The sequence below is a fragment of the Capnocytophaga sp. oral taxon 412 str. F0487 genome, from assembly GCF_000271925.1.
GTDB lineage: Bacteria > Bacteroidota > Bacteroidia > Flavobacteriales > Flavobacteriaceae > Capnocytophaga > Capnocytophaga ochracea.
Genome location: NZ_AJZR01000054.1, coordinates 24,908 through 37,945 on the forward strand (window position 1 = coordinate 24,908; position 13,038 = coordinate 37,945).

The window sequence follows — 13,038 nt, forward strand, 5'->3', positions numbered from 1 at the left end:
GGAGGCTTTGTGCCTCCTTTTGTTTATTACAGCAGTTTTTCATTGGTTAGACCCTAAAGCCCACAACACAACAATTATTAATTATTAATTAACAATTAAAGAATGATTCCAGAAGTAAAAAAAGAAATCATCGAATTAGGTGATGGCCGTACCATCACTATCGAAACAGGCAAGTTGGCTAAACAAGCCGACGGTGCTGTTGTGGTGCAAATGGGCAATGCGATGCTATTGGCTACAGTAGTATCGGCTAAAGAAATCAATCCTGAAACTGACTTTTTGCCTCTTACTGTAGACTATCGTGAGAAGTTTGCAGCAGCAGGTCGTTTCCCTGGGGGCTTCTTCAAACGTGAAACACGCCCTAGCGACCAAGAAATCCTTACAATGCGCTTGGTAGACCGCGTATTGCGTCCACTATTCCCTAAAGATTATCACGCTGAAACTCAGGTGATGATTCAGCTTATTTCTCACGACGAGAATGTAATGCCCGACGCTTTGGCAGGTCTTGCTGCCTCTGCTTGTTTGGCTGTGTCTGACATTCCGTTCGATGGTCCTATTTCCGAAGTACGCGTAGGTCGTGTAAACGGTAAATTTATCGTAAACCCAAGCCGTGAACAATTAGAAGCTTCTGATATTGATATTATGGTAGGTGCTTCTAAAGACTTTGTGGCAATGGTAGAAGGTGAAATGGACGAGGTGAGCGAAAAAGATATGGCTGAAGCTATCAAATTTGCACACGAAGCTATCAAACCTCATATCGAAGCACAATTGCGTTTGGCTGAAAAAGTAGGTAAGACCGAAAAACGTACTTATGAGCCAGAAGTAGAAAACGAAGAGGTAAAAGCAAAAGTATATCCTTTGGCTTACGAAAAATGCTATGCTATTGCCAAAGAAAATACAACCAAACAAGAACGTGGTGAAAAGTTCAATGCGGTAAAAGAAGAATGCTTGGCACTCTTCACCGAAGAAGAATTAGAAGAGCTTACTCCTATCATCACTCGTTATTTTGACGAGGCTGAAAAAGAAGCCGTGCGCAACCTTATCTTAAACGAAAATATTCGTTTAGACGGTCGTAACACTACCCAAATACGCCCTATTTGGTGCGAAGTAGGCTATTTGCCATCAGCACACGGTTCATCTATCTTTACACGTGGTGAGACCCAATCGCTTACTACCGTTACGTTGGGAACTTCACGCGAAGCAAACGTAATCGATTTGCCTTCAGAACAAGGTGAAGAACGTTTCTACTTGCATTACAACTTCCCTCCTTTCTCTACCGGTGAAGCACGTCCGTTACGCGGAACATCACGCCGTGAGATAGGTCACGGTAACTTAGCACAACGCGCCCTCAAACGTATGATTCCTGAGGATTGCCCATATACCGTGCGTGTAGTATCCGAGATTTTGGAATCTAACGGTTCATCTTCAATGGCAACTGTGTGTGCAGGTACTTTAGCCTTGATGGATTCAGGGGTACAAATGGTAAAACCTGTATCGGGTATTGCTATGGGACTCATCACCGATGGCGAGCGTTATGCAGTACTTTCCGATATCTTAGGTGATGAAGACCACTTAGGTGATATGGACTTTAAGGTAACCGGTACTGCCGATGGTATTACCGCTTGCCAAATGGATATCAAAATAAAAGGTCTTTCTTACGAAATACTCGAAAAAGCTTTGAACCAGGCTCGCGAAGGACGTATGCACATCTTGGGTAAAATCACTGATACGATTGCAAAACCTAACCCTACCGTGAAACCTCATGCGCCTAAAATCGTTAAGATGGATATGCCTAAGGAATACATCGGGGCATTTATCGGTACGGGTGGTAAGAATATCCAAGACTTACAAGCGCGCACCAATACTACTATTGTGGTAGAAGAAGTGGGCGAATTGGGCATCATAGAAATCTTAGGTACCGACGAAGCTGGTATTCAAGAAGCTATTGAGGCAGTAAACGCAGTGAAATTTGAACCTGTAGAAGGAGAAACTTACACTGTAAAAGTAGTGCGCTTGGTAGAATTTGGGGCTTTTGTAGAGTTTGTTCCTGGTAAAGACTCTTTGCTCCACATCTCTGAAGTATCTTGGGATAGAATTGACAAAATAGAAGATGTTCTTAAAGAGGGTGATATTATAGAAGTTAAATACCTCGGTATCGACCCCAAAACCAAGAAAACAAGAGTATCGCGCAAAGCTTTGTTGCCACGTCCACCGCGTGAAGATCGTCCTAAGTCTGACAAGCCTTACAACGAAAAGTCTCGTAACGACCGCAATAAAGGACACAATAATCACCAAAAACCGCGTCAAGAATAGGCGTTATGTTATAAGAATTTTTGTATTCATAATATTTTTAAAACCGAAGATTTTGTACTTTTATAGTATAAAGTTTTCGGTTTTTCTTTTTTTTAGTATCTTTGCCATCAGATAAAAGATTTTAAAAATGAAATCCTTTCTAATTTCAATAGTAACTGATGTGATTAATGCACCTATAGCATTGGTATATAACATTGTTACTGATAACAAGAACTTTCAGTGGCGAAAGGAAGTGGAGAATATTGAGTTATTGTAAGACGGCTTTATTGAATATTACAAAGGTGGGGGACACACGTTTTTTAAGAATATTCAGAAGAAAGAAAATGAGTATTATGCCTTTATAATGCAACACAAACTATTCTATGGAGAATGGGAAGGAAAGTTTGAATCGTATAACGGAGGTACTAAAGTTTGCTTTAAAGAGAAAATACATATCAAAAACTTCTTTTTAAGACTTATTGCGCCTCTCTTTTGGAATTTAAAACGGATACAACAAAACTATATTACCGCATTAAAAGCAGAAGTATATGGAAACAAATAAATATATACATTTGTGGTTACCTATAATGGGACTACACGCTTTACATCAAGTAGAAGAGAGTATTTCATTCTGGCAATGGTATATCGACTTTGTAGATAAGATACCCCAATGGTTGCAACTCTCTAGAATTGCTGAGAATGCTCATTTAGCTAATGAACACCCTGAATATTTTATAGGAGCTTCTATTGGGCAACTTACTTTGGTAGCAGTCTTTGCTTTTTTATGTCGAAAGAACGAAAAAGCTACAAGAATTGCTCTTGGGATATACCTCGCAGGATTGACTTTCTTCTTGGTATGGCATATCTTGGTAAGCTATTTTACCCATTCTTATTCTCCCGTAATGGTAACCTGCCTCATAGGGGTTTATCTCATCCCAAAATGGGGGTGCCAGTTGTTTAAAAGATAGAAGCCAATGACTATTTCAGAAATCATACAAACTTATAGAGCACTTGGTTTAGAATCCTCGTTGAATTATAATGAGTTTAACAAAATTCTCATTACCAGTCATTCTACCCGTATAGAAGGCTCTACTTTAACTTTAAACGAAACTCGCGTACTGATTGAAGAAGGCAACACTCCTAATGGTAAGCCTCTATTGTTTGCCAATCAAACCAAAGATCATTATGAGGCATTGAATTTTGTACTAAAAGAAGCTACACAACAACGACTTCTATCAGTAACTTTTATTCAGGAAATAGCTGCCAAAGTGATGAAAACTACAGGAGAAGTGCTTACTAATGCCTTAGGTACTGTAGATGCCAGCAAAGGTGAATTGCGTAAGGTGAGAGTAACCGCAGGAGGTGTATCGTTTATGAGTTTTGAAAAAGTACCGGCAGCATTAGAGCAGTTAGTAAAAAAACTAAATGAACTACTCCCTGAGCAAACTACCGAAGAAGCTCAATTAGCACTGTCATTTTATGCTCATTATGAGTTAGTGAACATTCACCCTTTTCTCGATGGCAACGGCAGAACCTCACGCCTGCTGATGAACTTTATTCAGCAGTGGTATGGTTTGCCTTTGGGTATTGTATTTGCAGAGGATAAAGCAGCTTATTACGAAGCTTTGAACTCTGTGCGAACAAACGAAAACTTTGAGGCATATAATGCTTTTATGTTCAGTCAGTATACTAAGCATTTACAAAATGAGATTGCTAAAGAGAAGGATTTTAGAGAAAAAGAAGACAAAACCATAGAATGGAAATTTTAAAATAGAAATACAATGAAAAAATGGATTATAGGAGCGGTGATTGCCGTGATAGCCGTATTAGGCTTCTTTATTTATCGCGCTGTACTGGTGAGCAATACAGCTTTTCAAACCCAAGAAGAAATAGTATATATCCCTACGGGATCCGATTTTAGCGATGTGTTGCACGTGATGAGTCCGCTACTGAAAGACCGTATGTCTTTTGTGCAAGTAGCCAAACGTATAGGCTATGCCGATAAAGTAAAAGCAGGTAAATACATCATCAAAAAAGGGGCAACCAATATAGATATCATACGCACTCTTCGCAATCGCAATACTCCTGTGAAACTCAAATTCAACAATCAGGAGCGATTAGAAGACTTTGCAGGACGTATCGCTACACAAATAGAGCCTGATAGCACTACTTTAATGCGTGCTTTCTTAAACCCTAACTTCCTCAAAGAAAACGGTTTCACCGATGCTACTGCATTGGCAATGTATATCCCCAATACGTATGAGTTCTATTGGAATACCTCTGCCGAAGAATTTCGCGATCGTATGCTCAAAGAGTATGATCGTTTTTGGACACCTGAGCGCAAAGCCCAAGCCCAAAAGCAAGGGCTTACACCCATAGAAGTGAGTATATTGGCATCAATTGTACAGAAAGAAACGGCTAAGGTAGACGAGCGTCCTCGCATAGCAGGGGTTTACTTGAACCGCTTACATATCAATATGAAATTGCAAGCTGACCCTACTGCTATCTTTGCTATGAAAAACCATACGGGTGATTACAATATGGTAATAAAACGCGTTACCGAGGTGCATACAAGTTTGCAAAACCTCTATAATACTTATCGGAATTACGGTTTACCTGTGGGACTTATCACGATGCCCGACATATCGAGTATTGAAGCTGTGCTCAACCCTGAGCAACACGATTATCTCTTTTTTGTTGCTGATACTGAAAACTACGGTTATCACAAATTTTCGCGTACCTATATGCAACATCTACAAGGGAAAAAGCAATATACAAGATGGGTTGATGACAAAGGAATTAAATAGAAGATGATTAATGGTTAATGGTTAATGATTAATGGTTAATGATTAATGGTTAATGATTAATGGTTAATGATTAATGGTTAATGATTAATGGTGAAATTAGGGGTAACTTATACAGAGCTTATAGGATAAACGAACAATGAGTGGCTCTACAGTGGCTCTACAGTGGGTCTACAGTGGCTCTACAACGAACAAAAGACGAACAAAAGACGGTGCGAGCCGCACGGGCAGGTGAGGGAAAGACGAAGGAAGAACGAATGTAAAATGGAAGTAAAGTGAAGGAGAGATATATTTAAAAGGTTTCTTTATTCACTTATTTTCCAATTGCTGATACCTGCTAAGCGGGTAGTGTAATGACAGCTATTATAGATGAATAATATATTTATTGGGCACTGATAAAAAATAAATGTTAAAAATCTTGCGTTTTTATGGGTGAAGACGTAATTTTGTCTTGCAGAAAGAAGTTTTTTAAGGCTTAATAATGATGTGGGATTTTAAACGAACAGCAAATGTATTTACTCTAATACTACTACTTATACTCTTTTCTTCAACAGAGATTCTTAAAGCACAGCAACTAAAAACTGTAATTTCAGAGAATATAAAATTTACTACTTCTGGTTTTCAAGAAGGCACTTATATTTCCGTGAGAATAATTTTTCCTAAAGATAAAGAAAAGATAGATATAAGATTTACTTTTCCTGAAGGAATTGAATATGCGGGATATACTCTTGAAAAGAACAGTGCCATACGAAAAGTTACTCCCAAAGATATAAATTTACCTAATAACCCTGTGCTTACTGTACTAAGTAGACCAGGAAGTACAACACATCTTTTAGTGAAACGCAGAATTACTAAAAGAGGGTACAACTATCTGAAAACACATCTATCTCTTCAAGATGAAGTGGGTGTAATGATTGATGAGGTAACGGTTGCTACTAAAAAATCTAATGAATATTTTTTAAATACTCCTAATCTGCAAATTACGACACAAAAGGTGAAAGAGAATCCTATGGGGGATTATTCGAAAGTATTCAGTATTGAGAATAAAACCATAGAAGGGAAAAGAGTAGGTATCATAAACGATATTTATTTTTCGGTGAAACACCCATTAGGGGTTAAAACACGAAAAATGATTTACAATAAAAAAGTACTTACTCCCATAGGTAAAGTGCCACAGCATATAGGGCAAAATGGAGGAGAGGATTTGTATGTGATACGAATTTCGGAAGGATTAAAAGAGAAGGAAGGAGTTTGGATTACAGAAGAGTATACGGCGAAAGGTTGTAAAGCTAATGGGGAGGTGCGTTATGAGGCTTATTGGGGAGAAAATCCTTTGGAATTATATGGAGTGAGTAGTGCTCTTCAATCGATTACAATGCAAGTGGCAACTGATGAAAACCCTAATGTTATTTTAAATCCACAAAGTACAGCAACTTATTTTAAATGGAGTGAAGGCTTCTGTGGAAATACTTTGGGAATATTTACTGCACAATACATTAATAAAGGGAATGCAACGGCTTATGACCTTCAACTGACCCTTTATGAAGAAGAGGATGCGGTGAAATTTAAGGCTTATAAACCTACGAATTTCCGTATTATAGATAGTGAGAAAAAAGAAATTATTATCCCTGATAAAGCCATACAAATGCCTGATGGTGTGTTAGGAAAACGCATCATTAGCTTTACTGAATTAGAGAGCTTTAAGGATTTAGCATTAGGGCAAAGCGATATAGGTATTACTGATGAAGATGGTGACGGGGTAAGAGATGATTTGGCACCAGAAGAAAAGTTAGAAATACGTTTTGATTTAGTTAGAAATGATAATATTCCCTGCTTATCATCTACCGAAGGGATATTTGGAGTAAGTATTATTGGTGAGCTTTCTTACCATAACTTGTGTGGTATTTCTTTTCATAAACAAGAGTCATTAAGTGACCATACTTTTAAACGAAAAATAAAAGATGTGAAAGACACTTCAAAATTTCCTACCTTATTAGCACTTAACCAACCTATACCGGCTTCAATATCTTTTACTGCTTCTGTAACTTCACAAGACAATATCCAACAATTACAATCACATCACAAAGAAATAGCAGAAAGGAAGTATCGTTATGAGCTGTTGTTACCCGAAGGAATGGCAATGATGAATATAAAGTTTTATAAAGCCGATGCTTATGGGGGTTCGGTAGCATCTGCAATAACTCTGCCTGATGTCCTTTCGGGAGGAACATTCAGTTATACCACAGCAGATGAGGTTTGGGGATATATCACTTTTGATATGATTTTAACAACTTGCAAGGCAAACAAGGTTTCTTTGCAATATTCAATTTGGCAAATGGATAAGAATAGGTATAATACTTATTGCAAAATACCCTATATTTGTACACAAAGGGCGATAGTTGCCAAGTGTCCTGATGTGTGTTTTGAGAATGCCCCTAAAACACTTTCAACAACAATAGAAAGGGCTGAAAATTCGTATGGTTGGACAGATTATACAATGACCCAACGGCAAAAGCGTACAAAAGTGAGACAAGAAGACCGCAAACGAGCACTTTACTTAGACGATATTGAAATAATATCGGAGGGTGTACAATTAGGGGGCTCTACTAAGAATCTTTATTATTATGTGCAGGTACCTAAAACAGTGGTATTATTGCCTAAACAGGTTAGTTTAAAAATAGGAGAGCATCTCATAACATTGGTTGCCAAGCAGGGTGTCCTTCGTCAGACCACCGATGATGAAAATAATTATTTCTTGTGGAATTTAACAGAGGCATTACCTTCTCGAGGAGTTTTAGCAGATGAGAAATTTACTGCTGTTGTTACTTATCAAGTGGAGAGTTGTACTGCCGAAGATGTTACTTTAACCTCTCAATTAAAAGAAGAGATAGGTTCTTTTTTTTATAGAATTGATGGAACAAAAGAACAAAACATAAATGAAAGAGGTTATCATACGGAGGAATTGCATTGTGGAGAAGAGAGTAAGAGTGTATTTTATATTGTAAATATACCTGATGAAGATGTTTATTCTTGCTATAAGATGAAAGATTGTGTGTTATTTTCTCTACGAAATAAGACAGAGAGTAGTGTTATTCAGCAGACTACCGATAGAATATTTAAAGATGAATATCGCCCTAAGAGGCTTGTAAAGATTATAGAGATAAAAGTGCCTAAGGGTTATGATTTGGTAAAGCCGGTGGCGTATCATTATTTAGAAAACACGGCAACTAATGTAGTGCATATTCCGTTAGAAAGCTTTACAACAGAAGAAGATAAGGATTTTAAAGTGTATACTTATACTAACCATGTGAAAGGAACGGAGGGGTATTTACCTCCAGAAATTATTTCGGGACAAAATGATGAGACTCAGTATATAGAAGTTTTTGTACAGCCTACTTGTAAAGCAAAAGTATGTACAAGCGAAGAAGAAGCCTTTAACCATAATCAATTAGTAATTATGGGGGTAACCTATGAAGGTTTCTATTATCATTATGCCAATAGTGGAGAGACGAAGATTACGAAACAGAACACATCGAATACTTTGCTTTATGGGGGACAGCGCTCTATTACTTTGCAGTCCATCACCCCTCAGAATATAAAAATACATAACACGACCTTTTTTATAGACTTTAGGTTACAAAATTTGAATAGGGAGCCCATAGATAATATTTGGCTTATGCTCCCCAATATACAAGGTATAGAAGTATTGAGATTGTTAGCAGTAGACCCTATTAAACAGGAAGAGCAAAGAGTTATCACAGCCCAAGATGTGCAAGGCAAGAAGTATTATTCTTTAAGTGAGCTAAGAGCCTATACAGATATAATTTATAGATTGGAATACCGAGTGACTAACTTCGATATGACACATTTTACCGTTGAGGTTTATGCAGGCAGGAATTGTAATGATAATTTAATGGAGTGCAATATGCAACAACTTGTGTATAATGTAGAAAGTGAAAAAGGAGTAACACCTGATATTGTTGTTGTAACACAACCTGAGAGTCAAGTGTTATGCAATGGAGAAAGAGCTGTATTTACTTCTGAGGCTAAACTTATCTCAGCAAGTGCTACAGGAAAAAACATCGGCTATCAGTGGCAAGAATTAACTAATAAAAGCACCCAATGGAAGAATATAGATACAGAAAAGGGCTCTGTTAGAAGAGGAGATAAAGTAACCTTAGTTTTTGAAGCTGTCAATGCTGACTTAAACGGGAATAAGTATAGGGTGAAATATAGTTATACAGACGTAAAAATTGCTACCGTTCAGTACTCTGAGGAAGCAATATTGAAGGTGAATTATTTAACTATCGAACAACAACCTACCTCAGGTGTTTATATTCAGAAAGCTTTACCATCGCCTTTATATGTAATAGTGAAGGGTACCACTGCACCTGTTTATCAGTGGTATGAGAGTACTATGAATACAAATATCGGTGGTAAGGCAATAGATTCTCACGCGAATAGTTATACACCTTCAACTGAAACAGTAGGGGAGAGGTATTATTATGTGACTATAACCGATAGATGTGGTACTGTAACGAGTTCAGTAGCCAAAATAGAGGTAAAAGCAGATACTTTTACAACAACAAGTGAATTGAAAAGAATTACTGTTTACAATGGCTTATCAGCAAACGGAGATGGAAAGAATGATTATTTTTATATCAGAGGGATAGAGTATTACCCCAATAATAGAGTTAAGGTATACAATCGGGCAGGTGAAAAAGTGTTTGATATAAAAGGATATGACAATACTTCTCGCGTATTAAAAGGAGATAAAATGCCCTTAGGAACTTACTACTATGTGTTAGAATATTACGATGCTCAACGAAAAGAAACACAAATAGGGTGGCTGTATATACAAAAATAATAAGGGTATAGATATAAAATATTGTGTAAAAAGTGGTAGAAATGTAAAAAAGTTGTACTTTTGCCGAAATAAAAGTCAGTTAGATTTATTATCTACTTGATTAACAGCAATGAAGAAAAATAGTTAAGTAATACACAGTTTAAAAATGATTAAAAAAGCGTTTATTTTTGTATTAACAATGTTTAGTGTAGGGGTATATGGACAACAAGAGTCGCAATATACCCAGTATATGTACAACACTATGATGTTTAACCCAGCTTATACAGGCTCAAGAGAGGTAGGCAGTTTCTTTGGTATGTTTCGTACCCAATGGGTAGGCATCAAAGGAGCCCCCACTAATGGAAGCATTAGTTATCACCAACCAATGGAGAGCTTACGCAATGTAGGTTTGGGAGGAAGTATTTTTAGAGAGAGTATAGGACCTCAAAATCAGACGGATTTAGCGATTGATTTTTCATATACTTTGAACTTTGAGAACTCCAAATTAGCTTTTGGTATCAATGGTTCGGGAAGCTTATTTCAAATAAATTATGATGAGCTAAACAAACAAGACCAAGCAGACCCTAACTTATCGGGCAGTGAGAGTGTTTTTTCACCTAATATAGGAGCGGGTATTTATTGGTATACTGATAAGTATTATTTAGGGTTTTCAGTGCCTAATATGTTGGAAACCACTCATTACAACAAGAGTTCAGTGTCTGTGTTGAAGAATACGCAGCATATGTACTTAATCGGTGGTTATGTGTTCAACTTGTCAGAAAACACAAAATTCAAACCCGCAGTGCTTTCTAAGATAGCTTTTGGAGCACCCTTGCAATTGGACTTATCGGCAAACTTTATGTTTAATGAGAAGTTTGTGTTGGGAGCAGCTTATAGATGGTCGGCAGCAGTGAGTGTAATGGCAGGTTTTCAGATAAGTGAACGTTGGTTTGCGGGATATGCTTATGACTTTGAGACGACTGAATTATCAAAATATAACTCAGGTTCACACGAAATCTTTTTGCGTTATGAACTGCTCAAAACCTATAAGAAAATAGTGTCTCCTCGTTTCTTTTAGTTAGGAAGGAGAACAGAGAGTATAAGCCTTTATAAATTACTTAAAATTGAATTGTTGATGAGAAAATACACTTTTATAATAGCCTTATTTTGTGGAATATCTGTACTGTTTGCCCAGAATGAGAAAGAGTTGCAAAAGGCAAAGGAAATGTATAAAAACTTTGCTTATGTTGATGCTATAAAAATATATGAAAGCATTGCTAAGAAAGGATTTGTGAATCAAGATATATTAGAAAATCTTGGTAATTCATACTACTACAATGCAGAATACAAGAAAGCATTACCTTGGTACAAACAGCTATTTGAGAATAAGAAATATAAAATCAAACCTGAATATTACTATCGCTATGCACAAGTACTAAAATCAGTAGGGAAATATGACGAAGCGAATAAGCTAATGTCTCAGTTTGCTGAGCTTACAGGTAATAATGATACGCGTGCTGTACTTTATGAAGAGAATAAAGACTATCGGGAAGTGATAGAGAGTAACTCAGGACGTTTGCAATTACACCCAGTAGCTATTAACACCGAATATTCAGAATATGGGACAGCTTTTTATGGTGATAAAATAGTTTTTGCAGCAGCTAATAGCGGTAGAGCTTCTAAAGGAGAAATTTCACAATGGACAGGAGAGAGTTTTTATGACCTGTATATAGCAGACCGCAATAAGCAAGAATTAAGTAATAAGAAACCTTTTTCATCAGCTTTAAATACAAAGTTTAATGAATCTACGGCTGTATTTACAAAAGACGGAAAAACAGTGTATTTTACCCGTAATAACTATATAAATAAAAAGATAGGAACGAATGGAGAAAATACTATCTTACTAAAAATACTTAAAGCAACGAAAGATGAAAAAGGAGATTGGGGAAATGTGGTAGAAGTGCCATTTAATAGTAACCAATACAATGTAGCGCACCCAGCCTTGAGTCCTGATGAAAAATATCTTTATTTTGCTTCAGATATGAAAGGAACCTTAGGGAGTTCGGATATCTTTCGCGTAGAGATTTTAGGAAATAATAAATACGGTAGACCCGAAAATTTAGGAGATGTTATTAATACGTCGGGGCGTGAATCTTTCCCTTTTATCTCTAAGAATAATGTGTTATATTACTCATCAGATGGCTTTCCAGGGTTAGGAGGTTTGGATATCTTTGCGGTAAAGTTTTATGAAGACGGAACAGTATCAAAACCTATTAATATAGGTAAGCCAGGTAATAGTGCTGATGATGATTTTTGTTTTATAATGGATAGTGACAGCAAGATAGGATTTTTAAGTTCTAACAGAGCTGGAGGAAAGGGTAAAGATGATATTTACAGCTTTTATGAAGAGAAACCTTTATCCTTTGACTGTGAGAAAATGCTGAAAGGAGTACTGAAAGATGCTAATACAAAAAGCGTTATTGTAGATGCTCTTATAGTACTATCAGATAGAACAATGAAACAGGTAGATACTCAAAGAACTAAAGAAGATGGTACTTTTGCATTCAAGAAAGTGGATTGTAAAGAATTATATTATTACCTAAGAGCTGAAAAAGATAAATATGAAACCACAGAAGTGAAAGTATTAACGGGTAAAGAAGGAGATATCTTCTACGAGTTCTTGTTAAAACCGAGAGAAATAGCTATCTCAAAGGATACTGATTTAGCTAAAGTATTTGAGATAAAAGAAATATACTTCGATTTAAACAAGTCGAACATCAGACCAGATGCAGCGGTAGAATTAGCTAAGATTGTGGAAGTGATGAAACAATATCCTAAGATGAAGATAGATATTCGTTCGCACACCGATAGCCGAGCTACAGATGCTTATAACTTAGCTTTATCTGACCGCCGAGCTAAATCAACTCTTGAATGGATAGTTAAGCAAGGTATTGACCGCAAGCGATTGAAAGCGAAAGGCTATGGAGAAACGCAATTAGTAAATGGTTGCTCAAATGGAGTGCCTTGCACTGAAGAACAACATCAAGCTAACCGCCGTAGTGAGTTTATTGTGGTAAGTATGGATTAATAGAAATATTG

The 13,038-nt window shown here is 36.9% G+C and carries 7 protein-coding genes and 1 pseudogene; all 8 read left to right on the top strand.

The genetic code is table 11. The features are described from left to right. Nucleotides 1-102 precede the first annotated feature (102 nt). The 8 genes and pseudogenes from HMPREF1321_RS08950 (at nt 103) to HMPREF1321_RS08985 (ending at nt 13,027) form a co-directional block, all read left to right on the top strand. On the top strand, nt 103-2,310 hold the full coding sequence (locus HMPREF1321_RS08950) for a polyribonucleotide nucleotidyltransferase (RefSeq protein WP_009422341.1): 2,208 nt from the start codon (nt 103-105) through the stop codon (nt 2,308-2,310). Nucleotides 2,311-2,437: 127 nt separating this feature from the next. Further along, a pseudogene (locus tag HMPREF1321_RS12415) lies at nt 2,438-2,851 on the top strand (hypothetical protein). Continuing rightward, nucleotides 2,838-3,257, top strand: a complete 420-nt coding sequence (locus tag HMPREF1321_RS08960; RefSeq protein WP_009422285.1) for an HXXEE domain-containing protein — start codon at nt 2,838-2,840, stop codon at nt 3,255-3,257. Before HMPREF1321_RS12415 ends, HMPREF1321_RS08960 begins: the two are co-directional and overlap by 14 nt. Nucleotides 3,258-3,263: 6 nt before the next feature. Then, complete coding sequence (locus tag HMPREF1321_RS08965; protein WP_009422306.1) at nt 3,264-4,058, top strand: Fic family protein; 795 nt, start codon at nt 3,264-3,266, stop codon at nt 4,056-4,058. Nucleotides 4,059-4,070: 12 nt separating this feature from the next. Further along, on the top strand, nt 4,071-5,096 hold the full coding sequence (mltG, locus tag HMPREF1321_RS08970; RefSeq protein WP_009422297.1) for an endolytic transglycosylase MltG: 1,026 nt from the start codon (nt 4,071-4,073) through the stop codon (nt 5,094-5,096). A 478-nt stretch (nt 5,097-5,574) separates the two neighbouring features. Further along, entirely contained in the window at nt 5,575-9,960 is a 4,386-nt protein-coding gene (locus tag HMPREF1321_RS08975; protein WP_410492495.1) for a gliding motility-associated C-terminal domain-containing protein, read from the top strand. A 145-nt stretch (nt 9,961-10,105) separates the two neighbouring features. After that, nucleotides 10,106-11,017: a type IX secretion system membrane protein PorP/SprF gene (locus tag HMPREF1321_RS08980; protein ID WP_009422290.1), complete on the top strand. Its 912-nt coding sequence runs from the start codon at nt 10,106-10,108 to the stop codon at nt 11,015-11,017. A gap of 57 nt (nt 11,018-11,074) precedes the next feature. Beyond that, nucleotides 11,075-13,027, top strand: a complete 1,953-nt coding sequence (locus HMPREF1321_RS08985) for an OmpA family protein (protein ID WP_009422299.1) — start codon at nt 11,075-11,077, stop codon at nt 13,025-13,027. Nucleotides 13,028-13,038: the final 11 nt, after the last annotated feature.

Bases quoted from the DNA above. Each gene is read 5' to 3' on its own strand.
- HMPREF1321_RS08985 (WP_009422299.1), top strand. From the start codon at position 11,075: ATGAGAAAATACACTTTTATAATAGCCTTATTTTGTGGAATATCTGTA.
- HMPREF1321_RS08960 (WP_009422285.1), top strand. From the start codon at position 2,838: ATGGAAACAAATAAATATATACATTTGTGGTTACCTATAATGGGACTA.
- mltG (WP_009422297.1), top strand. From the start codon at position 4,071: ATGAAAAAATGGATTATAGGAGCGGTGATTGCCGTGATAGCCGTATTA.
- HMPREF1321_RS08980 (WP_009422290.1), top strand. From the start codon at position 10,106: ATGATTAAAAAAGCGTTTATTTTTGTATTAACAATGTTTAGTGTAGGG.
- HMPREF1321_RS08950 (WP_009422341.1), top strand. From the start codon at position 103: ATGATTCCAGAAGTAAAAAAAGAAATCATCGAATTAGGTGATGGCCGT.
- HMPREF1321_RS08975 (WP_410492495.1), top strand. From the start codon at position 5,575: ATGATGTGGGATTTTAAACGAACAGCAAATGTATTTACTCTAATACTA.
- HMPREF1321_RS08965 (WP_009422306.1), top strand. From the start codon at position 3,264: ATGACTATTTCAGAAATCATACAAACTTATAGAGCACTTGGTTTAGAA.